General features: G+C 61.6%; 20 protein-coding genes. 12 read left to right on the top strand and 8 right to left on the bottom strand.

Annotated elements, in window-relative coordinates; all coding sequences use genetic code 11:
* The 3 genes from SGJ19_13270 to SGJ19_13260 all read left to right on the top strand — a co-directional run.
* The coding region (locus SGJ19_13270) for a hypothetical protein (protein ID MDZ4781218.1) at window positions 1–627 on the top strand (627 nt) is incomplete at its 5' end.
* 247 nt (window positions 628–874) lie between these two features.
* Window positions 875–4,564 carry a methionine synthase gene (gene metH / locus SGJ19_13265; protein ID MDZ4781217.1) on the top strand — a complete coding sequence of 1,230 codons (3,690 nt, stop codon included), beginning with the start codon at window positions 875–877 and terminating at the stop codon, window positions 4,562–4,564.
* A gap of 40 nt (window positions 4,565–4,604) precedes the next feature.
* A complete protein-coding gene (locus SGJ19_13260; GenBank protein ID MDZ4781216.1) occupies window positions 4,605–5,267 on the top strand; it encodes a hypothetical protein in 663 nt (220 codons plus the stop codon).
* A gap of 28 nt (window positions 5,268–5,295) precedes the next feature.
* On the opposite strand, the gene SGJ19_13255 is transcribed toward SGJ19_13260, so the two are convergent.
* Both SGJ19_13255 and SGJ19_13250 read right to left on the bottom strand, forming a co-directional pair.
* On the bottom strand, window positions 5,296–10,221 hold the full coding sequence (locus SGJ19_13255; GenBank protein ID MDZ4781215.1) for a CotH kinase family protein: 4,926 nt from the start codon (window positions 10,219–10,221) through the stop codon (window positions 5,296–5,298).
* A 455-nt stretch (window positions 10,222–10,676) separates the two neighbouring features.
* On the bottom strand, window positions 10,677–11,429 hold the full coding sequence (locus SGJ19_13250; GenBank protein ID MDZ4781214.1) for a YebC/PmpR family DNA-binding transcriptional regulator: 753 nt from the start codon (window positions 11,427–11,429) through the stop codon (window positions 10,677–10,679).
* Window positions 11,430–11,741: 312 nt separating this feature from the next.
* Between SGJ19_13250 and SGJ19_13245 the strand changes: the two genes are divergently transcribed.
* The 4 genes from SGJ19_13245 (at window position 11,742) to SGJ19_13230 (ending at window position 17,121) form a co-directional block, all read left to right on the top strand.
* Complete coding sequence (locus SGJ19_13245) at window positions 11,742–13,340, top strand: Ppx/GppA phosphatase family protein (GenBank protein ID MDZ4781213.1); 1,599 nt, start codon at window positions 11,742–11,744, stop codon at window positions 13,338–13,340.
* Between the two features lie 135 nt (window positions 13,341–13,475).
* Window positions 13,476–14,414, top strand: coding sequence for a glycosyltransferase family 2 protein (locus tag SGJ19_13240; protein ID MDZ4781212.1), 939 nt, complete (start codon window positions 13,476–13,478; stop codon window positions 14,412–14,414).
* Between the two features lie 29 nt (window positions 14,415–14,443).
* Window positions 14,444–16,255 carry a hypothetical protein gene (locus SGJ19_13235; protein MDZ4781211.1) on the top strand — a complete coding sequence of 604 codons (1,812 nt, stop codon included), beginning with the start codon at window positions 14,444–14,446 and terminating at the stop codon, window positions 16,253–16,255.
* Window positions 16,252–17,121, top strand: coding sequence for a lysylphosphatidylglycerol synthase transmembrane domain-containing protein (locus SGJ19_13230; GenBank protein ID MDZ4781210.1), 870 nt, complete (start codon window positions 16,252–16,254; stop codon window positions 17,119–17,121). The genes SGJ19_13235 and SGJ19_13230 overlap by 4 nt, the downstream gene beginning before the upstream one ends.
* On the opposite strand, the gene SGJ19_13225 is transcribed toward SGJ19_13230, so the two are convergent.
* Window positions 17,037–18,623 carry a hypothetical protein gene (locus tag SGJ19_13225; protein ID MDZ4781209.1) on the bottom strand — a complete coding sequence of 529 codons (1,587 nt, stop codon included), beginning with the start codon at window positions 18,621–18,623 and terminating at the stop codon, window positions 17,037–17,039. The two genes, SGJ19_13230 and SGJ19_13225, sit on opposite strands and share 85 nt — an antisense overlap.
* 194 nt (window positions 18,624–18,817) lie before the next feature.
* Here SGJ19_13225 and SGJ19_13220 point away from each other — a divergent pair, with 194 nt between their 5' ends.
* On the top strand, window positions 18,818–19,309 hold the full coding sequence (locus tag SGJ19_13220) for a hypothetical protein (protein MDZ4781208.1): 492 nt from the start codon (window positions 18,818–18,820) through the stop codon (window positions 19,307–19,309).
* A 49-nt stretch (window positions 19,310–19,358) separates the two neighbouring features.
* Here the strand turns inward: SGJ19_13220 and SGJ19_13215 are convergent, their stop codons facing one another.
* Window positions 19,359–19,901 carry a hypothetical protein gene (locus SGJ19_13215; GenBank protein ID MDZ4781207.1) on the bottom strand — a complete coding sequence of 181 codons (543 nt, stop codon included), beginning with the start codon at window positions 19,899–19,901 and terminating at the stop codon, window positions 19,359–19,361.
* 230 nt (window positions 19,902–20,131) lie between these two features.
* Here SGJ19_13215 and SGJ19_13210 point away from each other — a divergent pair, with 230 nt between their 5' ends.
* Window positions 20,132–20,665, top strand: coding sequence for a hypothetical protein (locus tag SGJ19_13210; protein ID MDZ4781206.1), 534 nt, complete (start codon window positions 20,132–20,134; stop codon window positions 20,663–20,665).
* On the opposite strand, the gene SGJ19_13205 is transcribed toward SGJ19_13210, so the two are convergent.
* From SGJ19_13205 to eno, 4 genes are all read right to left on the bottom strand, one after another.
* Entirely contained in the window at window positions 20,633–21,400 is a 768-nt protein-coding gene (locus SGJ19_13205; GenBank protein MDZ4781205.1) for a PIG-L family deacetylase, read from the bottom strand. The genes SGJ19_13210 and SGJ19_13205 overlap by 33 nt on opposite strands.
* 193 nt (window positions 21,401–21,593) lie before the next feature.
* Complete coding sequence (locus SGJ19_13200; protein MDZ4781204.1) at window positions 21,594–22,136, bottom strand: hypothetical protein; 543 nt, start codon at window positions 22,134–22,136, stop codon at window positions 21,594–21,596.
* The gene (locus tag SGJ19_13195) at window positions 22,133–22,504 is read right to left on the bottom strand and encodes a hypothetical protein (protein MDZ4781203.1); all 372 of its coding nucleotides are present in this window, start codon (window positions 22,502–22,504) and stop codon (window positions 22,133–22,135) included. The genes SGJ19_13200 and SGJ19_13195 overlap by 4 nt, the downstream gene beginning before the upstream one ends.
* Window positions 22,505–22,613: 109 nt before the next feature.
* On the bottom strand, window positions 22,614–23,894 hold the full coding sequence (eno, locus tag SGJ19_13190; GenBank protein MDZ4781202.1) for a phosphopyruvate hydratase: 1,281 nt from the start codon (window positions 23,892–23,894) through the stop codon (window positions 22,614–22,616).
* Between the two features lie 363 nt (window positions 23,895–24,257).
* Between eno and SGJ19_13185 the strand changes: the two genes are divergently transcribed.
* The 3 genes from SGJ19_13185 to SGJ19_13175 all read left to right on the top strand — a co-directional run.
* Window positions 24,258–25,256 (top strand): HD domain-containing protein, encoded by a 999-nt coding sequence (locus SGJ19_13185; GenBank protein ID MDZ4781201.1) that lies wholly within the window; start codon window positions 24,258–24,260, stop codon window positions 25,254–25,256.
* 243 nt (window positions 25,257–25,499) lie between these two features.
* A complete protein-coding gene (locus SGJ19_13180; GenBank protein ID MDZ4781200.1) occupies window positions 25,500–26,447 on the top strand; it encodes a bifunctional riboflavin kinase/FAD synthetase in 948 nt (315 codons plus the stop codon).
* 135 nt (window positions 26,448–26,582) lie between these two features.
* A partial coding sequence (locus tag SGJ19_13175; GenBank protein MDZ4781199.1) for a bifunctional oligoribonuclease/PAP phosphatase NrnA occupies window positions 26,583–26,915 on the top strand: 333 nt, incomplete at its 3' end.

Below are 26,915 nucleotides of genomic sequence, written 5' to 3'. Positions count from 1 at the left end.
TCCGAAGCTTCCCCAACTTCCGCACCAGAATCCTCTTCTACTGCGGAAAACTCGAACTCCTGCCGAACGACGTTACCCATTAAAATTCCGGAAGAACCAATTTTAGCTGGCTCGGAGGACGTTGAATCGCTGGAGATCATGTCCGAGCGTGCCGTTGCACTTCTGGAGTCGCGCCCCATCACCGGAATCGCCTTCCGACTCGCGGGCGATGAATGGCTGCCTTGGCTTCCGTCCGAGGATCATCGCCTGTATAAGGCGTTTCACAAACTACAAGTCAATGCTTTCGGACAAGACTATGCGGAGCAGAAGGTGCTCTTGGAACGCTTGCATGAAGCCGCCAACGAGGATGTCTACGTTGCCTCCTTTGATGCGATCCACCGAGACGACGATAGACTCTCTTACACTTTGTGGATTCAAGGGATCACGTGTTCATTGCCGAGAGCGCAGTTTATCGTGTTCGCGTACGAAGATCAGACCTATAGTGGCTTGATTCCCTGGGAACACGTCGTTGCTGCCATCGGAGATCTGATGCAAGACGAAGATGTATACCCAGTGCGTTTTCGCGTCACCGAGTTCCCGTCCGAACAGCAACGCGCAGAGCTCTTGAAAAATGCATTAGCATTCTAGTCCCGTACGCCTGCCGCCGCCGCCGAAGTCGAAAGCGCCAACCGCTTTATCGCGATTCAACATCCAAATCGCTCCCAACATGTGCCTGACGTGGTGGCAACGTCGTTCCCGTCAGGCACGTCTTTTGCCGCGTTTTGGGATGTGTCGGCGGTTGACCTACGGGCTTTGAGACAATCGCTGACTTCGCTGCTAAACTTAGAAGGCGTGGCGTGTTGCGTTTACGGTCTCACTCGACGGGTTGGGCGGAATGGCTGGGGAACGAACGGAACTGCTGAAGCATTCGCTGACCGAGCGGATTCTGGTCCTCGACGGGGCCATGGGGACGATGGTGCATCGCCTCCACCTCACGGAGGAGGACGCTCGCGGGAAGCGGTTCGCCAATCATACGAAGGACGTGAAAAACTTCGTCGACGTGCTGTGCCTGACGCAGCCGGACGCGATTCGGGAGATTCATCGCGAATACTTCGCGGCCGGCGCGGACATCGTCGAGACGAACACCTTCGGCTCGTCCCGCGCCGGGGTCGACGAGTTCCTGATGACCGAGCACGTGCGCGAACTGAATATCGCCGCGGCGCGGCTGGCTCGGGAAGCGGCCGACGAGTTCACGAAATTGACGCCGCACCAACCTCGGTTCGTAGCGGGTTCGATTGGGCCCACCAATCGGCAGTTGTCGTTCGCCGGCAAGGTCGTCGACCCGGGGCATCGCAACGCCACGTACGACGAGATGGTCGATTCGTACTACGAGCAAGTGGCGGCGCTCGTGGAAGGGGGCGTCGATCTGCTGTTGCCAGAGACCGCCTTCGATTCGCTGGTCTTCAAAGCGTGCCTGTTCGCCATCGAAAAGTATTTCGACGACCATGGCATACGCATCCCGGTGCTGGCGTCGTTCACGATCTTCCCCGGCGGCCGGACGCTCTCGATGCAGACGGTCGAGGCCTGTTGGAACTCGATCTCGCATATTCCGCTGTTGGGCGTGGGACTGAATTGCAGCTTGGGGCCCGACATGATGCGGGCGCATGTCGAAGAGTTGTCCAAGATCGCGCCCGTGCTGGTGAGTTGCCATCCGAACGCTGGCTTGCCGAATGAATTCGGCGGGTTCGATGAATCACCTGAGAAGATGGCCCAGACGCTCGGTGAGTTTGCCGCCAACGGCTGGCTGAACATCGTCGGCGGCTGTTGCGGGACGACGCCCGCGCACATCGCGGCGATCGGCGATGCCGTGCGCCAGCACAAGCCGCGGCAGGTTCCGACGATTGAACCACTCACGCGATTGAGCGGCACCGAGGCGCTGACGATCCGGCCCGAATCGAACTTCATCATGATCGGCGAGCGGACGAACATCACCGGCTCGAAGGCGTTCATGCGGTTGATCAAGGGGAATCAGTACGAACAAGCGGTCGCCGTGGCGCGGAGCCAGGTGGAAAATGGCGCGAACGTGCTCGACGTGAATATGGACGAAGCGTTGATCGACGGCGTGGCCGCGATGACGCGGTTCATGAACCTCATTGCCGCGGAGCCGGAAGTCACGCGCGTGCCGGTGATGGTGGATAGTTCGAAGTGGGAAGTGATTGAGGCCGGCTTGAAATGCAGCCAGGGCAAGGGGATCGCCAACTCGATCAGCTTGAAAGAGGGCGAAGCGAAGTTCCTGCAGCAAGCGAAACTGCTGCGGCGCTACGGCGCGGCGGTCGTGGTGATGGCCTTCGACGAGGAAGGGCAGGCCGTCACGGTCGAAGATAAAGTGCGCATCTGCCAACGGGCCTACAAGCTGTTGACCGAGACCGTCGGTTTCCCGGCGACCGACATTATTTTCGATCCGAACATTCTGACCGTCGCCACGGGCATCGAAGAGCACAACAAGTACGCGATCAACTTTATCGAGGCAGCGCGGCTGATCAAGCAAGTCTGCCCTGGGGCGAAGATTTCCGGCGGTGTGAGCAATATCAGTTTTTCATTCCGCGGCAACGATGTCGTCCGCGAGGCAATGCACGCGGCGTTCCTCTACCACGCGATCCGCGCCGGCCTCGACATGGGCATCGTCAACGCCGGCCAGTTGGCGGTGTACGAAGCAATTCCGAAGGATCTGCTGGAGCGGGTCGAAGACGTGTTGTTCGATCGCCGACCGGACGCCACTGAGCGATTGATTCAATTCGCCGAGACGGTGAAAGGCCAAGCCGGCGCGGCGACCGGGCCAGATCTGACCTGGCGTCAAGGCACGGTCCAGGAACGCCTCGCCCACGCGCTCATCAAGGGCCTCGACGAGTTCGTCGTGAGCGACGTCGAGGAGGCTCGGCAGAGCTACGCCACTTGCCTGAAAATTATCGAAGGCCCGCTGATGGCCGGAATGTCGGTCGTCGGCGACTTGTTCGGCGAAGGAAAAATGTTCCTCCCGCAGGTCGTCAAGAGCGCCCGGGTGATGAAGAAGGCGGTCGCTTATTTGCTGCCCTTCATGGAGGAGGAAAAGCTCAAGAGCGGCGAGGTCCATCAACCGCGCGGCAAACTGTTGCTGGCGACCGTGAAGGGAGACGTCCACGACATCGGCAAGAACATCGTGGGCGTCGTGCTTGGTTGCAATAACTACGAAATCATCGATCTCGGCGTAATGGTCCCCTGCGAGCGGATTCTGGAAACGGCCGTCAAGGAAAGCGTTTCGATCATCGGCCTGAGCGGATTGATCACGCCGAGCCTGGACGAGATGGTGCATGTCGCGCGGGAGATGCAGCGACTCGGCTTCAAGACTCCGCTGTTGATCGGCGGCGCGACGACCAGCGCCCGGCATACGGCGGTGAAGATCGCGCCGGCCTACAGGAACCAGGTCGTGCATGTGCTCGACGCGTCCCGTTCGGTCGGCGTCGTGGACCAACTGCTGAACGATCGCACCAAGCCAGACTTCGATCAGCGCAATCGCGCCGAGCAAAAGCAACTCGTCGAATCCTACGAGCAGCGCCAATCCCGGAACTTGATCTCCTACGCCGACGCCTGTGCGAAGCGATTTCAAACCGATTGGTCCCAGACAAAGATCGACGCACCGGAATTCACCGGCGTTCGCCAAGTTCGCGAAATGCCCTTGGAAAAACTGGTTCCGTATATCGATTGGTCCCCGTTCTTCCAGACCTGGGAGTTGAAGGGGAAATATCCGAAGATCTTTGATGACCCCGCGCAGGGCGAGATCGCGCGCAAACTCTTCGACGATGCGCAAGGACTGCTCGATCGCATCGTCACCGGCAAGCTCATTCATGCGCATGGCGTGTACGGTTTCTGGCCGGCGAACGCCGTGGGCGACGATGTGATTCTGTATGCCGAGGCCGACCCCAAGCGCGAACTCGCGCGGTTGCACTTTCTTCGCCAACAGTGGGAGCGCAAAGGCCAGAACGACTTCCGCTCGCTGGCCGACTATGTCGCGCCGCTTGATTCAGGCCGGATCGACTACGTCGGCGCGTTCGCGGTGGCCGCGGGGGAAGGAGTCGATCCGCTCGTCAAGGAGTTCGAACGGGATCACGACGACTACAATGCGATTCTCGTGAAGGCCCTCGCCGATCGATTCGCCGAGGCTTTCGCTGAGTACCTGCATCGCGAAGCGCGAATCGCCTGGGGATATGGCCGCCACGAGGGACTCTCGAACGACGACTTGATCGAAGAAAAGTATCGCGGCATCCGCCCCGCGCCGGGCTATCCGGCCTGTCCGGATCACACGGAAAAGCGCGCGATCTTCGCGCTGCTCGACGCTACCCGCGCGACCGGCATTGAGCTCACCGAAAGCTTCGCCATGCACCCCGCGGCAAGCGTCAGCGGGCTGTACTTCGGCCATCCCGAGGCCCGCTATTTCACGGTGGATCGCATCACGCGCGATCAGGTCACTTCATACGCGGAACGCAAGCGAATGCCGCTCAAAGAGGTGGAGCGCTGGCTCTCTCCAAACCTGGGCTACGAGCCCGGGTGAGGCGGTGCACAATTAAAATGACGAACGCTCGTATTGCCAAATGTCCATTCGACTGACGCGCGCCGAGTACTGGCTACTGGAAACCGCCGTCGACGTTGACGCGCGGATCCCGCTGTGTTTTCTCAATCCACGATATTACAAGGTCCATTCGAGCATGGAGGTCATGTTTAATAAAGCGGATCATGGCCAAAGTTATCACGAGCTGGTTTCTACGCTCGATGAGATGTTCCATGATGGCTTGATCGTCGCGGAACGCGATGGCGCTCGAACGCACCTTTCAAGAGCGCAAATTGAGCAGGCTCTGGACGAAGAGAATCCTCGCAGCAATCCTGACTGCACCGACTTTTGCGTGACGCCTCATGGCGGGCGCGTTTGGGAGCAATTTGCTCAACCGCAATGGGATCGATTGATTGCAGAAGAGTTTGACAACGATGAACCAACCTGTGTCGTCACTGGTATGACAGAGTGGCGCGTTGAACAATACGTACGATACTTGGGCATGCTGAGCTACGAGATTGACTCCCAATCGATTCGCAAACGCTCGATCGGCGCCTGGCAGGCCAAGTCATGGAAACAGTTGCCGTACGGCCATTGCATTAAGTTTCGTTGGATCAGTGAGCTCAATGATCATGTCGACGAACTTCATCAGCTCGCCTTTGGCGCGCAATGTGACGTGCGCGACCGGTGGTACGGTTGGCGATAGACCGTCTTTCGCGATTCGCGATAGATGTCTAATTCGGCCTTCCAATCAGATCCAACAACGCATCATCCCAGAGCGAAGCGGTGACGCTGCGGCGTTTGGCGATGGTTCCGGAGTTGAGCAGCAGGTCCGTTGCCGCGAGGGATTGGCGCGGGGAGTTGCTGCGGCGCGACGGCGCGGCAACGGGCGCGGGCGGCAAAGAAGCTTGTGCATTGCGGACTTCGTTCAAGTCCTGGATGTTGACGACGCCGTCGCCGTTGAGATCTCCCTCGCCCGATAGTCCGTAATTGCTGCGCACGACGTTCAAGTCTTCGATGTCGACCTTGCCGTCCTGGTTGGCGTCGCCGGGCAGCTTGTCGTCGCCGCCGGGGCTGCCGCCGGGCTTGAAGCTGGCACGCCAGGCTGATTTTTCGTTCCAAGATTCCTTCGCGCCGAGGGCGTTGACGATCACGAGCGAATGGCCTTGCCCGTTGGTTTGCGGATACCAGCGTTCGTCGAACGAGAATTCCAGGATCTTTTCGCCAAATTTGCCTTCGAGAATGATCGGCTCGCCGCCGTTGCTTAACCGGCCGGTGAATTCGCCCAGAATTGGCAGGCCCAGGCCATAGCGGCTCTCGAAGGCCGCCCGATTCGCCACCACCACGGCGCGTGCTCCCGGCGCCAGCGTGACGTCCGGTAGTTCCATTTCCACGCCGAGGACGAACTCCGTGCCAGCGAGGCTGAGATCGCGAGCGCCGATATTCTGCAGTTCGATGTATTCGAAATCGCCGTCAACAAATGGACCGCCGACGGCCGGCGCGGGATGATACATCAGCTCCGTCACGCGCAGCGGCATCCCGTCGCCGACCACGAACGCCGCTTCACTCGGCCCGCTCCAAGCGCCCCCGTTATAGGCTCGGGCGCGAATCATGAGGTCGTCCGAGAGTTCGAGCGTCGCCGCAGTGCCGATGATATCGACGATTTCCGGCGCGAACAGAAAATCGCTGTTCGTTGAGCTTTGGTTCAACACTTGAAATGCGAAGACGTTGACGCCCGGTTTCAGCAGGTCGAGGTAGGGCGTCAGGTCAATGTCCTCGAACGTCGTCGCTTGCGCATCGGTCCGATCGGCCGAGGCCGCGCCGTTCCAGCTTCGCCCGCGTGGCGTAACATTGCGGGCGAAGATCTCCTGACCGTTAAGAAAAGCGATGACGCCGTCGTCATACTTGAGCCGCAATCGCAGCGATTGATACGCCTGGGGATCCGAGGTTTCGAGCAGCAGTCGGACGTAAACCGACGGGTTGACGCCGAGCATGTCGGCGGAAACATCCGTGTTGAAGTGAGCGGCCAAAGAGTTGTCCGCATCGAATCCGAGCCCGGTCGCGCCGATCTTCCAGTCGCTGTCGTTAAACGCCGGCTCGCGCCACAGCGTGCCGAGCGAACTGTCCTTGGGCACGAAGTATTTTGCCGGCGAACCGAGCGGCAACACGACTTCGCCCACGCCCGGCTCGACGCGAATCGCAGTGGGGTTGATTGCGCCGCCCGGCAGGCGTGGATCGCTGCCGTCGGTGGTGTAGTAAATCGGTTGCCCCGCGGAGGTGAGATCGAGTTGGAATCCTTCGGGCACCTGACCGCCGGGGTGGCTGAAGCCCGGCGCATAGGGCCAGTTGGAATCGATCCACGACAGGCGGTTGCGCAGGAAATTTTTGAGGAAATCCACTTCCTTCTGATACGTGTTCCGCTCGTTGTAACCGTTGGGATTGGGCCACACGTAGACGCCGAGAATCGGCCAGCGTTGGAAGTTGCGAACTTGCGCCTCGTCCAACAAGGTCGCATAGGCGTCGACGTCCGCCATCAAACGTTCAGTCGAAAACGCGTCTTTACGCAGTTCGGTCCAACGATCGATGTAGCGTTGCTGGAACTCCGGATCCTGGAATAATCGCCCGTACCATGGGTAGTCGTTGCCGCCGAGTTGCGGATAGTACCAGCCGGCGGCAATCTCGCCTTGCAGATAGTTGGCGTTTCCCATGGAGAGGTTGTAATCCCAGATCGGGCCCATCACGAGCTTGCCGTCTCGGTCCTTATACATAAAGGTACTGAGGCGGTAGCCGTCGATATTCTTGGTCATTTCGACCATGATGTGACTGTCGATGAACGAATCGACGTCGATGTATTTTGCATATCCGTTGATCGGATCGGCGAAGCCTGGGCCGTAGAGGGCGTTCTCGAACTGGTTCATGTAGCCAGTGATATAAGCGCGCTGCGACGGCGTGATCTCGTCTTCCTTGGGTTCGACGAAGCCGAGCACCTGCCCGCGGCTCGTCGAGAAGCCGGTGTCGCCGGGATCGAGACGGTCCTTCTTGAGAATGTAGCCGCCGGTCACCTCTGGCTCGGCGTTGTCGTTCGGACCCAACTCGGTGATATCGACGCGCGCCGCGTCGCGTTTGATTTTTTCCATCAAAATGTACACGCCACGATAATCCGCCGCGTCGACGCTGCCCGTCGAGTTGACGTAGAGCTCGACGAACCGAACGCGCGGCGCGTATTGGCCCATGCGTCGCGCCCAATCGTATGCCAGCGCGTTCTGCATCAGCGACTTTTCCGAATACGGCGCGTAGATGATCCAGTCGCTTTCCTCGGGCATACCCAACAACGACTCGGACTTGTCGGCGCCCGCCTCGTCCCAGACTTCGAAGGCGTATTGCTGTTTGGGGAACATCGTCGAACTGGAGCCGCGAGTTTTGAACGCGCCGCGGCCGGAGTAGTCGGCGTCGCCGCTCAACGTCGCGCGACCGGATTGATCGACGTCGATGATCGTGGCGCCGACTTCCGTTAACGTGTTTTCATTCGGGAATCGTCCATACGTATCAAGCACGATCAGCGGAAGATTCGAGCTGACCTCCTGCACGTTTGCAGCCAGCACCGTGTAGCGGCCGACGGTGACTTCGCTGGCCAGGTAATCGTCGCGCACGGCGATCGCGCGGATGATCGTCGAAACATCCGTTGTGATCGGGCCGGTATAGAGCGTCGACGCAATCGTCGGCGCGGTATTGTCGAGCGTATAGAAGATCGAGGCGCCCGGCGTGCTGGAGGCGAGCGCCACGGAAACGGAATCTCGATAGACGCCGGACGGCTGAGAAAACACCGGCTCGTTCGCGAGGCCCGCGAGGCCGTCGCCATTGCTCTTTCCGGGCGTCGGCGAACTGAAATACTGGTAAACGCCGAGCGGCGCATCCAGGTTCGTGGCGGTCAAAGTCGGCGAAAGGAAAAAGTCGCGATCGTCTGCGGCGACGTTCAATCCTTGGATTGCCAGGACGTTCTCGCCTTCAAGGAGCAGATGCAGGTAGGGCGTCAGATTGATCGACTCCGTCGAAAGGCCGAGCTCGCCGTCGCCGCTGGCGAAGTTCCATTCAATGATTTCATGGACGTTCGTGGCGTTGCTGCTCGAGGCCGAGAAACCGAGCGTGAGCTCGCGTTCGCCGCTGAACAGGGCGTTCATGTCGACGAGCACTTGAGAGGTCGGCGTCGTGGGTTTCTCGTTCGTCGTGGAGAAGTACACTTTCATCTGCTTGGAGAGGCCGTCGTAGTCGATCCACGCGTAGTGTCGTCCGCCGTCGTTGAAGCGAGGCAAGCGGGACGACTGGTTGATGCTGGCCACCGACGCATGATGATTCACTCCCAGATGGCTCCCCGACGAGCGTGTCGAGTCCCAGATGCCGCCGGGACGCGTGTCGAACTCCACGGACACGAACTTCTGTACGGTGTTGACGCCTCCGGTGAGGCCAAACGCCGTAGAGTTTGTGCCGAGAACGTTCGCGCCGGTACTTTGGATCGTGAAGGTGAGCCCTTCTCCGCCCGGCCCGTCCTGATTGTCGGTGGGACCGCCCGGCGCGCTGATTTCGAAGGCGAACTCCGTGCTGAAGGAATAGCTCGAGCTGAATTGCGCCGGCGCGACGGTCCAAGCTGTGCCGCGCTGTTCCGTTCCGCCGGAAGTGAGGCGCAGCCGGCCGTTGGCGATTTGCGTCGAACCCAATAGCGCCAATCCGTTTCCCGTGAACGTCGGATACGCCAAAGTTTCCAACACGCCGCTGTGATCGGCCGAGGCGGCCGAATTCCAGGCCGTATCCTCAGGCGCGTTCCTCCTTGCGACCTCGACGCCGTTCAGATACGCCACGAAGCCATCGTCGTATTTCATGTCCAGGTGCAAGAAGTCGATGGCGTCGACGCCGTCCCCGTGGAACGGCACGCGCAGATACGCGCTCGATTGGCGATCGAACAGCGCGCCTTCCAAATCGCTGCCGATGAGGGCGTCGTAGTTCGCCGCCTGGTCGTAACCCACTGCCGCGACCGCGTCTTGCCAGGACGTGTCGTCGAAGCTGATGCTTGTCCAACGATCGCCAAGGGCGCCGTTGGTCGGGACGAGCAAGGTCGCGGGAGCGTCGCTCGACGCTAAGACTTCAGTCGTGGCGGACTGCGGCACGCCGTAGGACACGCCGGCGCGTTGTCGCGGAAAGGCCGGATTGAATTGTTGCAGAACAGTCGTGCCGTCCGGCGCGACGAGCCCGAGATATTCGCCCTCGTCGCTCAGTCGGAAATTCGTATGCAGGGGCCCCACGTCATCGTTGCGATCCTTACCGGAAGCGAAGACCACCAGGTATTCGCCGGCGCCGAGCGTGACTTCCGGAAAGCGCCATTGGGTCGGCTCGCTACGACTATCCGTCAATGCGAAGCCAGCCAGCGACAAGGGACTGAAGTCGGTGTTCTGCACTTCGATCCAGTCGGAGAGCTCGCCGTCTTCGTCCGTTAGCCCAGCCGAATTGCTGGCGAGAAACTCCGTAATGACCAGCCCGTTGTCGGCGAGGAGACGACGGTCTTCGAGCGGCTCGACCACTCCCAGTCGATGCGTCCGCGGGGATCGCCGTGACTCGAACGCGTAACAAAGTTGACGCACCAACCCCGGCTGGCCGGACTTTCCGCGCATAGTCACACCCCGAGTATGATTTAATGAGACCGTCAAATGACGGTACCCCCCCCTTCCCCGATGTCGACGTGATCGGAGACGCCACTTTCCGTTCCGCGGAACCCTCCCATTCTAACAAAAACTTGACAGTACTGCCAAAGACAATCGACCGCGGCACGGGCCGCACAAGAATCTGCCTCCGTCGGCTTCGGCCGGTGCCGCGGCGCAGCAATCGGCGCGGACGGAAGCTGAGGACCCCTGGGAAGTCATTTTGCGCGCCGTAATCGCCGGGGCGGAGGCGTTCGCGCAAACCCGATGTGGGAGGTCGCGGTCACGTCGCCGTTCGTGGAGGGCATGCTCGCCGCAGAGTCGTGAGACAGTCTCCTTTCGCTCCGCGAAAGGCTCCGGACCTTTCGCGGAGCCGAAAGGCGACAATGGCGGTGTGGCGTCGTGGGACGACCACAAAGCGGACCGCGTTAGCCCGCGTCCATCCCGGCCATCACTTCGTCCGGGATATTGAAGTTCGCCGCCACGCTCTGGACGTCCTCGTGGTCGTCGAGTGCCTCCATCATCTTCAGCACCTTGCGGGCGGTTTCCGCGTCGAGATCAACGGTGTTGGTCGGAATGCGACTGATTTCCTTGGCGTCGGGCGTGATGCCGGCCGCTTCGATGGCGATGGCGAGTTGCTGGAAGTTGCTCGGATCGCAGGTGATCTCGAAGTTGTCCCCGGTGCGTTGGACGTCGTCGGCACCGTGTTCGAGTGCTACCTCCATCAATTGATCTTCGTCGCACTTATTTGCGGCGACGAGGATCAAGCCTTTTCGCTCGAACATCCAGGCCACGCAGCCGGTGGAGCCGAGATTGCCGTCGCCTAATTCGAAGATTTTGCGAATCTCGCCGGCGGTGCGGTTGCGATTGTCGGTGACGATCTCGCACATCACGGCCACGCCCGCGGCGCCGTAACCTTCGTAGATCGTCTCTTCGAGGTTGTCCGCCTTGGAATCACCGGAACCGGCCTTGATCGCGCGCTGGATGTTTTCCTTCGGCAGGCTCACCGCCTTGGCCGAATCGATGGCGAAACGCAGACGGATATTCGCGTCGGGGTCGGGTCCGCCCATCCGCGCCGCCACCATGATCGCCTTGGCCAGCTTGCTCCATAGCTTGCCGCGCTTGTTGTCGATCAGGGCCTTCTTGTGCTTGATCCCGGCCCAATGGGAATGCCCAGCCATACGCCAGCCTCTCCGGTCAATCGCGTGCTCAAAAATGCGGTACTTCTAGATTACCAGCCAGATAAAAAAAGTGGCAGGGGCGCGGGGAAACGCGGGCGATTGTTTCGATTGAACCGCCAGGCGCAGAGGCGCGGAGAAGAGGTGGATTTTCGGGATTTTCCATATAACCGGACCGCATTCTTCAAAGGCTTCGCACTCTAACCACTTCTCCCCCCGCTGCGTCACCGCGCCTCCGCGGTTCCCCGAAATGGGCTGCCCGGATTTGTGGTAAACTACGGCGTCGACGGCCCCGGGGAGCGTGCATCAAGAGTTATGGAACTGCATCAGAATCTGCTGTCGCCGGAACTCTCGCATCGGCTCGCCGCGATTGATATCGGCACCAACAGCATGCGGCTGATCATTGCCGAGGCCCTGCGCGACGGGAACTACCGGATCCTCGACGAAGAGAAGGAGTCGACCCGGCTCGGTGCTCATCTCAGCTCCACCGGCAAGCTCGATCCCGAGGCCGTGAAGCACTCGATCGGCGCCCTCCGGCGGATGAAGCAAATCGCCGAGGGCTACCAGGTCCGCGAAACCCGGGTGATCGCCACCTGCGCCGTGCGCGAAGCTACCGACGGCGCCGCGTTCCGCCGCCAGGTGAAACGCGAGGTCGGCCTCAAGGTGGAGTGTATCAGCGCTCAAAAGGAGGCCCACCTGGCCTTCGCGAGCGTCGCCCGGGCGTTCGACCTCAAAGGCAAAGAAGTCGCCGTGGCCGACATCGGCGGCGGCAGCACGGAAATTGTCTTGGCTTCCGGCGGGCTGATTGAAGCGATTTACACCACGCCCCTGGGCGCGGTGCGCCTGACCGAGCTATACGGCAATCCCGGTGGCACGTGGGGAGACAACTACGACAAGCTCGTGCGCGGCATCGACAAGCTGCTCAAGCAGCACACCGAAAAGCCGGTGTTTCAACCGCATTTGCTGATCGGCTCCGGCGGCACGTTTACGACGCTTGCCGAAATGATCATGGCCCAAAAGAAAAAGGTGGGCCTGCCGATCCGCGGCTACGAAATCAATCGCGCTGAAATCACGCACCTCGTGGAGCGCCTCCGCAAAATGCCGCTCAAGAACCGGCGCACCGTGCCGGGACTGAGCGCCGATCGCGTGGATATCATCGTCTCAGGGTTGGCCGTGATCGACCGGTTGATGCGTCATTTCAAAGTCAACCGACTGCAGGTTCATGACCGGGGCGTGCGCGACGGGCTGCTCTTGAGCATGCTGGACGCTGCCGTGGGGAAGCCCGAGGTAAACCCGCATGATCGCGAAGCGGCGATCGAGCGCTTTGCGACGGTCTGCGGCACCGACTTGGAACATGGCAAACAGGTGGCGCGGCTCTCCGGAAAGATATTCTCGCAACTCTGTGAGCCGTTTGCGTTGGACCCGGAGGACCGGCCGTTTCTGGAGGCCGCGGCGCGGTTGCAGGACGCGGGCTATCTCATCAACTACGATCAGCATCACAAGCACAGCTATCACCTGATTCTCAATAGTCGCCTGGCCGGCTTCCAGCCGCACGAGTTGCAACTCGTGGCCAACATCGCCCGGTATCACCGCGGGTCGACGCCGAAGAAAAAGCACAAGAACTTCCGCCAACTCAGCGCGACCGATCAGGAGCGCGTCTGTCGCCTGGCGGCGATCCTCCGCATCGCCGGCGGGCTCGACCGCAGCCACAGCCAGCAAGTCCAGGAGGTGGAAGTCCGCACTGCGGACGGCGAAACCTCGATGACGGTCGTCGCCGATCCACTGCCGGACGCCGACCTCTGGGGCGCGCAACGCCGGGCGGACCTGTTCGAGGAAGCGTTCGCTACCCGGCTCACCGTCGAATGGCGGCGTCCCGGCCACGTGGAACGACCGGTGGCCGAAGCGGCGAGTTGATAAGCTGGGCAAGGACGCGTGACCGACTTCCGGTTCGCTCTTGGTCGCAGCTCTCGGCTGGGGTTATAACTTGCCGAGCGCAGGCCGCCATGATGGCGTACGCCTGCGCCGTTTTTCATTCTGGAGCGACCGACCATGGATGGTTGGCATACCCAGTTGCTGGCCGCGCCGCATCAAGCGGCCGCCATCGACCAGCAGCTCGCGCTGACGGTGCTGCTGCCGGCGTACAACGAAGAGTTGGCCATCGAATCGGTCCTGGAAGAAGTGGTTCGCGCACTCGACGGCTTGGAATCGCGGTACGAGATTCTTGTCGTCGATGACGCGTCGACGGACCGGACCGCGGAGTTGGCCGAGCGCTTCGCCGCTGATTGTTGGCAATGCCCGGTACGGGTAATTCGCTGCCCGCAGAATCGTGGCGCGGGTGCGGCCCGTAAAGTCGGCGTGCGCGCGGCGCGCGGAGAGGTGGTGGTGATGCTCGACGCCGATGGGACTTATCCGGCGGCGACAATTCCCGAAATGCTGAAATTTTTCCCGGCCTACGACCAGGTCAACGGCGCGCGGACGAGCGAACAGGGGACGATGCCTTGGTTGCGCCGCCCGGCGAAATGGGTGATTCGGCAACTCGCCTGTTATCTGACCGGAGTGGCGATTCCGGATTTGAACACCGGGCTCAAGGCCTTCAAACGCGAGGCGATGCTCCCTTGGCTCTGGGTCGTGCCGAACGGGTTCAGTTGCGTCACGACGATGACGCTGGCGTTCTTGACGAACGATCACGCCGTGAAGTACGTGCCGACCGCGTATCGAAAGCGGATCGGCAAGAGCAAGTTTCATCCCTTGAAGGATACGCTGGCGTATCTCAGCACGGTGCTGCGAATCGTCCTGTACTTCCGGCCGCTGAAAGTATTTCTGCCGACCTCCGCCGTGCTGATGGCGCTCGGCGTGGCAAAAAGCTGCTGGAGCTTCGCCGCGACGGGCTCGATGCAGGAATCGGACATCGTCGTCCTCACAGCGGGCTTTATGACCGCGATGTTGGGACTGCTGGCCGAGGTGATTGTGGCGCATCACAGGCGGTAGGTAGTACGTGGAGTAGTTGGGGAGTGACGATGATTGAGACTGCGGAATGCAATACGCTTACCACGTGTTCGCGCGATGAATCGCTGCGGGCGCGTTATGCCGCGGCGGTGTTGGCGGAGATTCCGCGCGTCATTGGGAGTCTGGATCGCAATCCATTTCGTTCAACGTACGGCTGTTTCGATCGGCAGTACTGGCACTACCGCACGGCCGCGTTTCCGAGCGAAATGTACCAGGAAGCGGTCTATCCACTGGCCTGGGCATACGCCGCGGATTGCCCTGGGAATCGTTGGTTCGGACATGAATCGCTGCGAGAATGGACGGTCGCGGCGCTGCGCTACTCGGCGCGCTCGGCGCACGCGGACGGCTCCTGCGACGACTATTATCCCTATGAACGCGCGCTGGGCGCGGCGGTGTTTTCACTACTGGCTAGCGCCAAAGCCTATCGTCTGCTGAAATTGAACGACGCGGAATCGCTGGCCGGTCTCGTGCGCCGCGCGCGTTGGGTCGCGGCGCACCAAGAGTCGGGACGGCTCACGAATCACCATGCGCTCGCTGCGCTGGCGTTGCTGCACGTGTCGCAGATCACAGACGACCGCGTACTGCGCGCCGCGGCCGGCGCGCGGGTGGAGCAAGTGCTCGCCTGGCAACATCCGGAAGGCTGGTTCGCCGAATACGACGGGGCCGATCCCGGCTATCAAACGGTATCGATCGGTTGTCTGGCGGAGTATCGCCAACTGACGGGTCGCGATGATCTCACGCTGTCACTGACACGTGCGGTCAATTTTTGCCGCTGGTTTCTGCATCCGGATGGCAGCTACGGCGGCGAATATGGCAGCCGCGGCACGTACCATTGCTATCCGCACGGATTCGAGTTGCTGGCCGGGGAATCGGCGTCAGCGGCCGAACTTGCGGACGCGTGCCTGGAGCAACTTGAAGCAGGACGACAGACCTATTTCGACGACGACCGGTTGTACGCGCATCGCCTGGTGAGCCTCTGCGTCGCGTACGACCATTGGTCGCCATCGCGCGCCATGAACACTAGCCCGACGCGCCAGCGAGGGGGAGCGGACATCGCAGAGCGGGTAGACGTTTCCCAGCAATGCAACATCGCCTCCCCCTCGCTTGCGCGTCGGGCTAGTGAGGGATATTTCGACAGTGTCCACGACGACGGCAACGAGTCTTCCGCATGTTGTTTCTTTCAGGCGGCAGGCCTGTTCGTCGATCGCCGCGAACTATCCCACACGATTGTCTCCTCGGCGCGTGGCGGCGTGTTCAAACACTTCGCCGCGGACGAAACGCCGATCACCGACGGCGGGTTGGTAATCGAGTTCGCCGACGGCCGCCAAGGCGTTGCGAATCAGCACGAGTTGAAAGGGCGAGTTTGGCACATTGATGCGAACGAACTGACTGGAAGCTGGGAGTTGCGCGTCGAAGGACAGATGCACTCGTGCCGTTGGGAGACTGTTACGCCAGTCAAGCAAGCGGTGCTTCATCTCGGAATGTTAACTGCGGGGCGCTGGTGCCGCGAGTTTGTACGAAAACTGTTGCAGCGAAGACTCATCGCTGTGCAGGACGCATTGCCGATTCACTTCGCGCGGACCATCGAGTTGTTGTCCAACCAAGCCGGTGCAAAGCTGAAGGTCACCGACCGCATTGAGTTGAAAAATGCGCGACATCAAATCAAGCGAATGGCGTTCGGCGTCGATCATCAGGCCGCTTACACGGCTGCCGCAGGAGTATATCAGGACTCCGTCTTGCGGCCGTGGACGGACCTCAACGAGTACGTCACGGAGTTGAATCGCGCTCGCCGCGTCACCATCGTGCGGGAGTTCCCGGCATGATGATGCCCTCGTGGTGCCGCTCGCGCTGGGTCAAAGTAGTGTCCGCGTTGCTACTACTTGCAGCGCTCTATTTCGCAGCGGATTGGCGATCCGTCGGTCGCGTGTTGACCACGCTCGACCCGCGCTACTTCGCCGCGGCGCTCGCGCTGTTCCTTCCGCAGACGTTGCTGAGCGCCTGGCGTTGGCGGACTTTGGCCACGTCGATTGCGCCAATCCGCTACACCGAGGCGTTGCGCCACACGGCGATCGCCTCGGCCTGGAACTTGATTGTGCCGTCGAAACTCGGTGATCTTTCCAAGGCGGCGCTGTTGCCGGACTTGAATGCGAAGCAACGCGCCGCGGCCGGCGGTGTGGTCGTGGCGGAGAAAATCGCCGACGTTGCCGCGTTGTGCGCGCTGATCTTGCTGGGAGTCGCCGGCGAACAACTCAAGGGCGGCGTTGTGCTGCTGGGTCTTGCGGCGATGGGCGGAGGCCTTTCGGAGCGGCTGACCCGCACGCTGTACAATGTCCGACTCGCGCCAGCGTTGATGTTCAAACTGGGCGCGGCTTCGCTGCTGTTGTGGTGCTTTCATCTTTGGCAGATCGAACTATTTATGCAGGCGGCTGGCGTGGCGGTGCCGTGGCAACTCGCCGCGGCGCGATTGCCGATCGCCATCTTCGCCGGATTGCTGCCGGTGTCGTTTTGCGGGATCGGCACGCGTGACGCCGCGCTCGTCTGGCTCTTCGCCGACATTGCGCCGGCTTCGGCGATGGCAGCCGTGGGGCTACTGACGGCGCTGCGTTACTTGGCGCCCGGCGCGGTGGGCATCGCGGTCTTGGCGGCGGACTCATCGCGCGTGCCTGCTTCCGCGGCTTCGAGCCGGTAAACGCGAAAGCCGACGCCAGACGCCGCGACGGGATATTTTTGTAAAGCGACTTCGGCCAACTCCGGCAAGAAAAGCTCAGACTTGCCGGCAATTACCAACCATTTCGCTCCTTCCGCGCGACGTCCTTCAATGCGTTGGGCAACGTCGTCGCCAGTCACCGGCATCGCCCAGCCGCGTCGGTCAGCGTAGTACAACAGGTCAAGCGTCGTGCCGTGCGAGGCGATGATCTTGTCGTCCGGCGCGGCCAGTGTGCGCAACGCCTCTGCAGCTTGGATCACTGAGCGATCTTCCGCGGGCGTCACGAACGCTGGGCGCAAACTGTAGCGCGCCGAAAACAGCAGCACGATGGCGATGACGGCCGTCGTTGCCCACCGTGACGGCGCGAAGCACGCGGCGAGATGCTTCCAGCCCAGGCCGATCATGGCCGCCCAAACTGGGAGGAACAGCAGGTGATAGTAATTCATCTCGTGAAACTTGCGCGGCATCGCCACCAAGAGCAGGAGCATCGCAACGCCGACCGGCCACCACTTTCGCCAGGCAACACGCTGCGCTCCGAACATCAGGCCGATCGCGCCGAGCGGCGTCAAAACGACCGTACCGAGATCCAGGAGGAAGCGACGATAGAACGCCGGGTCGAAGAGCAGTTCGTGCGGAAATCCATGCTCCGTCGCGCTGCTGAACAGCGAGTAGTACACGCGCTCGGCGCTCGGTGCTCCGGGGCCAGCGAGTTGCCAGACGCGATAGCACCACCAAAGCGTCGGCAGGGCGGCGATCAGCAAGATCGCGGCAAATGGAAGCAGGTTGCGCCAGGACCTTGGCGGCGATTCGCTCCACACCAACCAGGCTAGTGGCAATGCGACGACGACCATGTAGACCTTCGTCAGCCATAACAATGTGAGCGGTAAGCAGACGGCTACCGCTAACACTAGCCCGACGCGCCAGCGAGGGGGAACGGACGTTGTGTTGCGAGTAACGGGGTTACTCCGCTCGTCGACTTCTCCCCCTCGCTGGCGCGTCGGGCTAGTGTTAGTTTGAACGTAGCGCGCGTAGCGCTCTGTCCCCCACCATGCTGCCAGCGTGAGCGCTACGACGGACGGCTCGAGCAGAAAGCTTTGCCCGTAGATCACGCTGATCGGCGCGACGGCCAGGGTGAACGCCGCGGCCCCGGCGGCCACGTCGCCTGCGCGGCGGCGGACCAAGTCGTAGATCAGCGCCGCGCTGAGCACGCTCCAAGCGATCGCCGTAGTGCGGCCCCACGTATCGAGCGAGCCGCCGAACGTCTTCCACAGCGCAGCCGTGAGATATGCCGAGCAGGGAACCTCGACCAGATGCCAGGCCGGCTGTCCGTCGGCCAGGCAATCCAGCGTGGGGCGCCACCAGGGCGCTTCCCCGCGGGCCCAATTGCGCGCCGCCATCGCTTGCACGACGTTCCGCGTCGCAAAGTTTCCGACCAGTGGACGCGTAAGCCCGGGAATTCGTACCAGCAGGGTGAGCAATAGCATCGCCCACACGAGTGGCCGCGAAGCCAGCGGGCCTATAGCGCGAGAAGCGGCGGCATTTGGGTCAGCGGGGCAAGCCGTCGCCATCGTCGCTGCTCGCGGTGCGAAAAAATATGCGGATTAGCCAATCCTTTCAGCCGATCTTACCGCTACAGGCCGCAAGGTCGAAGGTGAGTTCTAACTGGGGAGTGATGTTCATGGCTTGGCTACGTACCGTCGTTGGCGCCCTGTTGCTGATGCCAAGCGTCGGCTGCACCCTTTGCTGCTCCCCTTTCGATCACTGCGGGCCGCTCTGCAATGGCGAATGCGGCTCCGGTTGCTGCACCACCGCCCGCGCAGGCGGTTATTCCAGCCAGGCAGCCTACTACGAAGGCGAAACGTACGAGCCGCGCTTGGCGCCCACGCCGGCGCAGCCGCGCTTGGCCCCGCCGCGGGAAACAGTCCAGGAGCCCGTGGAAGAAACGGCGCCGGAGATGGAATCGCCGTCCGATACGACGATGCCGGAGCAGCCGTACGACACTTTCGATCCCAACGCCGGCGTTCCCGAGGAAACGGAAACCGAGCCAGAAACCACGGCGCCCGACGAATTCCCCGACGTGCCGCAAGGCGAATTGCCGGCGTTCGAGGACGCGTTTCCTCCGCAAGGCGATGCGACCACGCCGGAGGAGAGCGGCATTCCGACAGAGTAGTCAGACGCGTCTCGGGGACGATGGCTAGCTACGAGGTACCGTCGACAGTCTAGAGCAGCGCGACCAGCGTGATGATCAACCCAATCACGAGCCACAAGACCAATCCGCCAACGGAAATCCAGAACGACACGTTGGCAAGTTGCTCGCCGGCGCGGTCCATGCGGGCGGCTTTCATGGCCGCTAAGTCCTCCTTCGACATGCTCATGCCCATGAGCGAAAAAATCGGACAGATCAGCAAGCCAACCAGGCTGATAATCAGCAGCTTGGTTCCGCGATGAGGCGCCTTGCGCCGTTCCCCAGGCTTAGCCGGGGCTTCTGCCCCGTGACCGCCGCCGGACATGCTAAACCAACTGACGGCGCCGCCTTCCGGGTCGCGCCGAGGCGATGGCCTGAGTGCCGCCAACATGCCCAAGGCGATGCAAAGCCCCACTAGCAAGTACTGCAAGAAGTACTCCTTGGCGGCCGGCGGCGCGTTCGCCGGCTGGGCCGACGCGATCTCGACCATCGCCATCCAGGCCAGGGCGGTCATCGGAAGCAACGTGCCCCGGACGGGCAGCACGGCGGCCAGGCGGCGCATAGCGGTCTGAATCATGCGGTCGAGCTTGGGACTGGCAATTTTAGGGAGGCTAGGCAAAGGCCGGCCCCTGGGGCGGGGAAGCCTCCATTCTAGGCTGAAAGCGCCTCGAAACGGAAGCGCCGACCACCCGCCAGAAGGCCAGATTTCCGTCGGCCCGCGCCATTGCTTGTCCCCACGGCCAGCGGCGGATTATCTTGGACTCGCGATTTCACGAAATCCCTGGCCCATTTCGGCACCTTCCCCCTGTGACCTACGGCGAGCAGCTCACGATCTGGACAATCCGCGTCGCCGTGGCGCTGTATGGCTTCTCAGTCGCCTCACAGTTGTTGGCCGCCGGGCGCGATTCTTGGCGACGCCTCGCCCGGGCATTTTGGACCGCTGGGTGCGTGATTTATGTGATCCACGTCCTGGTGGCGTTTCATTTTTATCACCACTGGAGCCACGCCGCCGTGTTTGAGCACACGGCCCGGCGGACCGAGGAAGTCGTTGGCGCCGCAGTTGGGTACGGCGTCTACGTGAGCTATCTGTTCACGATCCTTTGGATCGTCGACGCGATCGAATGGTGGCGCGTCGGCATCGCCAGTTGCGCGAATCGGCCGCGCTGGCTGCACGCGGCGATGCACGCCTTCTTCGCGTTCATCGTCTTCAATGGCGCGGTAATCTTCGAAACCGGTCCGATCCGCTGGTTCGGGATCGGCATGTTCGCGGTATTCGCGGTGTTGATGGCGTGGCGTGTAAGTGTCGCGCTAAACCACATGCGCGGCGACGGCCGTACGTAGTGGGTCGGCGTCCGGCGAGCAGAAGCCGAGGTGCAAGTGCCGGCGCCAGCCTTCGGCGTACTGGAAGCGCCCACTCATTTGGCCGACTTCCGCCGAGAGTTCTTTCATCGTCTGCAAATACGAATCGAGTCCCTGCGTCGTGTCGAGCCACGCTTTTTGGCTCACGTGACACGCGAGCATCACCGCTTTGCGCTCGATCACTTCGGTGATATCGACGAACAAGCTCGGCGTCACCAGATTGCCGAGCGGATCGTGGTTGCCATGTGGCTGCGCGTGATAGACCGTCACTTCGTTCGCCACGTGCGGCGTCGGCGGATCCGTCGGGAAATTCGGCATCCCGCGCACGAACGCCGCTGATACCGCCAGACGGCAGACATTGGTGTGATCTTCCATGTAGTCGACTGGCGCGTGCGTCAGCACGATCGACGGCGCCACCTCGCGCACGATGGCCGCCAGCCGCGCCAGTGTTTTCTGGTCGTAAAAGATCTCCAGATCGTTCACCAAACTCGGATGAAACACCGCGCCGATCGACTCCGCGGCACGCCGCGCTTCGACAGCGCGAATCCGCGCCGTGGTCTCACGATCCGTCTCCATCGATCCGCAGCACCCGTTGGCGATGTTCATGTAGTGCAGTTCATAGCCGGCCGCGCCTAATCGCATGAGCGTCCCGGCCATGACGAATTCGATATCGTCGGGATGCGCGGCAATGGCAAAAGCGCGAGGGGGGGTAGTCATTTTTTACCGTTGAAGTCGAGTTTGAAGTGTTCAGTGTTCAGTATTTCGTTCTGTTGTGGCACGGTCTCCCGACCGTGACACCGATCCGACCGAAGGTCTCCAATTCCGGGCGCTTCTAGGCCCGCCGTGGCTCGGTCGGGAGACCGTGCCACAACGAAGTCCTTACTGAAAACTGAACACTTCAAACTCTCCGCTACCTTCCCATCTTGATCTCCGGCCGATCCACGTCGTATTCATACAACAACCAGCGGTCGCCTTCCTGGCGATAGCGCATGGTGAATTGCAGGATCGCGTTCTGATAGGGAATCTGGCCGCGTTTGTCGTTGGCGTTCACGCGGCAGGTGAATTTCGCGACGGCCGTCGGCGGGGCTGTTTTGTCGTCGACGGTGATGGTCAGATCGCGGGCGATGTGGACTGAGTTGATCTGATAGCGCGGCATGTGTTTTTCCGCGGCGCTACGGACGCCGGTGGCGTCGTCGGCGACGAGATTTAACACGGCAGAAACGTCATTCGCTTCCAGCGCCGCGGCGAGTTGTTGGAGCGCCGTCTCGACTTCCTCGGTTTCGGTGACGACGAAGCGTTCTAGCAAGATCGCGCCGACTAGCAGCGCCGCCACGACGCCCATCGCGATCATCACCCAGCGGCGCTGGATGGTGAAGAACACGATCGCCAGGATGATTTCGGCCATCACGCCCAGCAGGATCGCCGGCCAGGGCGTTTCCGGAAGCCACGTCATGGCGCGTGCTCGACTTTCTCCGCGGCTGCGGGCGCCGCGGCATGGGTTCGCTGATATTGCAACCAACGCGCGCGTTCGCGCGTCCATTGGAAATAGCCGACGGCGGCCAACACGCAGAGAAATCCGGCCAGGGGCGCGACGGTGATCAAGTTGTTCTCACCCCCGCCGCGCTCGCCGACGAGCGGCTCGTCAGGGCGCGTTTCCAGGGGCTGCTGTGCGCGAACGCGTCCTTCGAGCTTCTGTTCCAATCGGGCCTGCCGCAGCATGAACTTCGGCCCGATCATCAGCACCGCCACGAGCGCCACCAACGAAAACACCACCAGCCACAGCCAGGGAGATTCGTTGGGGTGATCGGGGGCGGAGGACATGGGAAAGGCAGAACGATGAATGACGAATGCTGAACGGGAAGCGAAGTGTGCCTTAGATTCTAACGGTTCACGCTCCCCAATTCATCATTCTGCATTCATCGTGCCGGGATCAGCTCCACTTGAACAGCTTGCCGGCGTATTCCGCCGTCGCGCCGAGGGTTTCCTCGATGCGCAACAGTTGGTTGTACTTGGCCAGCCGGTCCGTGCGGGACATGGAGCCGGTCTTGATCTGGCCGGTTGAGAGAGCCACGGCCAGGTCGGCGATCGTGGCGTCTTCGGTTTCGCCGCTGCGGTGGCTGGAAATGCTGGTGTAGCCGTTGCGATGGGCAAGTTGAATTGCCTCGATCGTCTCGGTCAGCGTGCCGATCTGATTGACCTTAATCAGAATGCTGTTGGCGATCCCTTCGTCGATGCCGCGCTGCAGCCGCTTGGTGTTGGTGACGAATAAGTCGTCGCCGACCAACTGCACCTTCGAGCCGAGGCGCTTGGAGAGCATCTTCCAGCCTTCCCAATCGTCCTCGCTGCAACCGTCCTCGATCGAGCAGATCGGGTACTTTTCGGACCACGAGGCCAGCACTTCGACCATGCCGGCGCTGTCGATTTCCTTGCCGTCGATCTTGTATTTCTTCGTCTTGGCGTCGTAGAACTCGGTCGCCGCGGCGTCGAGGGCGATCTTCACTTGCGAACCAAGTTGGTAGCCGGCCGCGTCGACGGCTTCCACGATCGCGTCGAGCGCCGCGACGTTGCTCTTGAAGTCCGGCGCGAAGCCGCCTTCATCGCCCACGGCCGTTTGCAGGCCTTTTTTCTGCAGCACCTTCTTCAGGTTGTGGAAGATTTCCGCGCCGCAACGCAGGGCGTCGCTGAACGAGTCGAAGCCCAAGGGCATGACCATGAATTCTTGCACGTCGACGGCGTTGTCGGCGTGGGCGCCGCCGTTGATGATGTTCATCATCGGCGCCGGCAGCAATTTCGCGCCCGCCCCGCCGAGGTACCGGAACAGCGGCAATTGGCAATACGCCGCCGCGGCATGCGCCACGGCCAGCGAGACGCCCAGGATGGCGTTCGCGCCGATGTTCTTCTTATTCTCCGTCCCGTCCAGCTCGATCATCGCGCGATCAAGGACGACCTGCTCCAGCGCGTCCATGCCGATCAATTCTTCGCCCAGCTTCTCGTTGATGTTGGCGACGGCCTTGGTCACGCCCTTGCCAAGAAACTGGCTCTTGTCGCCGTCACGCAGTTCCCAGGCTTCATGGATGCCCGTGCTGGCGCCGCTGGGGACCGCCGCGCGACCAAACGAACCGTCGGCCAGCCGGACATCGACCTCAACGGTCGGGTTGCCACGACTATCCATAATCTGGCGGCCGCGAATATCGACAATCGTGGAACTCATGGGATACTTTCTGTAGTTTGAAGTTTTCAGTGTTCAGTTTTCAGTATGTTTTGCTGTTGTGGCACGGTCTCCCGACCGTGCCACGGCGAGCGCAATGTCCGGAATGGGAGACCTTCGGTCGGACTGGTGGCACGATCGGGAGACCGTGCCACAACCTGTTCCTCGTCCTCCCCCTCCGCGTCTCAGCACCTCAGCGGTTCAAATCGAAATGAAGTCTCCCCGTGCTCTCCGTGGTAAAAAACCGGAAACACGCCCGCCATTGTGCAAAAACCGCTTCCCGCTGGCTATGGGTGGCGCGCGGCGCGGGGCTATAATCGGGGAGTTTACCGTCGTAGGTTAGCCGCATTCACGGGATTTAACGCGATGTCCCAGAAGACCTTTCTCGCCTCGCTCAGCGAACTATCGCCCGGGCAAGAGGCCGACTTTTTCGCCCTGCTCGCCGCCAAGGAAGAACTCACCACGCGGGATCAGAAGCCGTATTTCAAAGTCACCTTCCGCGATGCGCTGCGTCAGGTGTCGTTTCCGATCTGGGCCGACTCCCCGTTGGCGGCCGAGTGCAAGGAGCAGTGGAACGCCGGCGATTGCTATAAGTTGCGAGCGCTCTATCGCGAGACGACCTACGGCCCGCAATTGGAAATCCGCAAGATTCGGCCAGTGACCGAGTCGGATGCCGCCGAAGGGTTCGACCCGCTGGCCTTCCTGCCGCAATCGCGTCACGCGCCCGGCCCGATGTTCGACGAGCTGCGCGGCATCGCGGCGGAACACATCGAAGAGCCGGAGCTGCGCCAACTGGTGCTCGATCTGCTCGACGGCAACCAAGCGGAGTTGCTGAAACTGCCGGCGGCCACGCGAAATCACCATGCCTTTGTCGGCGGCTGGCTGGAGCATGTGCTTGGCGTAACTCATAACGCGCTCTGGCTCGCTGGGCGCTATCAGTCGATGTACCCCGACTTGAAACCGCCGCTCAGCAAGGACCTCGTCGTGGCCGGGGCGATCTTGCACGACATCGGCAAACTGCGCGAGATCGCCTGGCACTCCACGGGCGCGGAGTACACCGCTTCTGGCAACCTGATCGGCCACATGTTGCAAGGACGCGATATTGTCCTCGAAGCCGCCACCGGGCGCAAGTTGCCGGGCGATACGCTGCTCCGCCTGGAGCACATCGTCATCTCCCACCAGCGCTTGCCGGAATGGGGCGCGCCGAAACAACCGATGACGCCCGAGGCCCTACTCGTCCACTACGCCGACGATATCGACGCCAAGTTCCAAATGATGTACGCGGCCCTCCGCGACGATACGGGACCAGGGCCGATGACTTCGAATCGGAACACGCTGTATCAGAAGGTGTATCGGGGCGAATGACGAATGTCGAAACGCAAGTCGCGCGTCGCGAATTAAGCCCAGGGCAGGCCCTCGGAATCGCCGGCGACAATTTCGACATCGAAGGCCTGCCCTGGGGTTGCGCTCGGGCTCACGCATCAGCGATGCATTTCTCCGCTGCCCCCAGGGAAGGCCGGCGTAGTCTAGTAGCCACAGAGAAACGATGTCGGCCATCCCTGGGCTTGGGGCGTTCATCATTTTGCTTCGATCGTTCATACTGCATCGATGCAGCTACTTCGTTCCCTCGACAACCTGCCGCCGGATTGCCGGGGCGGGGCCGTGGCTATCGGCAATTTCGATGGCGTCCATCGGGGGCATGCGCGAATTGTCGAGCGGCTCTTAGCCAATGCCCGCGAGGTAGGCGGACCGGCCGTGGTGTTCACGTTTGACCCGCATCCAGCGATGGTCCTCCGGCCGGAGGCCGCGCCGCAACCGTTGACTTGGATTGACCGCAAGGCCGAGTTGCTGGCCGCGTTGGGTGTCGACGGGATGATTGCCTTTCCCACGGACGAGGCGTTGCTGGCGCTGGAAGCCGAGGAGTTCTTCGATCGCATCGTGTTGCAAAAGCTCCAGGCCAAAGCCCTCGTCGAGGGGCCGAATTTCGCCTTTGGTCGGGGACGCCGCGGGACGATCGAGTTACTCCGCGACTTGAGCCGCAAGGCGGCCGTGAAACTGGAAGTGGTCGAGCCGATTTGGGATGGCGACGAGATCGTCTCAAGTTCCCGCGTGCGTCGACTCGTGGCCGCTGGCGACGTCGCCGAGGCCGGCCGACTACTTACCGCGCCGTACCGTATTCGCGGACTCGTAACACACGGCGCCGGACGCGGGGCCAAGATCGGCTTTCCCACGGCGAATCTGGCGGGCGTCGATACGCTGTTGCCGGCTCAAGGAGTCTACGCCGGCCGGGCCGAGCGCGATGGGCGACGCGTGGGGGCAGCAATTAACGTCGGCCCGAATCCCACATTTGGGGAGCAAGCCGCGAAGATCGAGGTACACTTGCTGAATTACTCTGGCTCGCTTTACGGCCAGACCTTGGAGGTTGACTTTTTGGCCCGGCTGCGGGACATTCGCCCGTTCGCCGACGTATCGGCCCTGACAGCGCAGCTTGCCGAGGATGTCGCCGACGCCGACCGGATCGCGGCAGTTTGTTGTGGCACGGTCTCCCGACCGTGACACGATGCGGCTCGCCATGAATGGAGACCTTCGGTCTGGCCAGTGTCACGGTCGGGAGACCGTGACACAACATATAGGACCGTGCCACAACTCGCGTCGCCCCACGCTCATTCAGTTTGATCAAGAAGTTCGCTCATGACCATTGATTGGCCGCGTTTTGTCGAAGTTGTCCGCGCGCACCAGCGTTTCATCCTGGTAAGCCACATCCGTCCCGACGCCGACGCGCTCGGGAGCGAACTCGGCATGGCCGGCGTGCTTGAAAAGCTTGGCAAGCAGGTGCAAATCCTCAACGGCCACTCCACGCCGCGCAACCTGGAGTTCCTGGATCCCACGAATCGGATCAAGACGATCGGCGTCAACGCCACGGCCGCCGACGTCGACGGCTATGACGCGTTGATGGTGCTCGACACGAGCGCCTGGGCGCAGCTCGGGCCGATGTCGGACATGGTCCGAGCGTTCACTGGCAAG

Source organism: Planctomycetia bacterium (assembly GCA_034440135.1).
Classification (GTDB): Bacteria; Planctomycetota; Planctomycetia; order Pirellulales; family JALHLM01; genus JALHLM01.
This window is presented reverse-complemented; position numbering and strand designations above follow the sequence as displayed.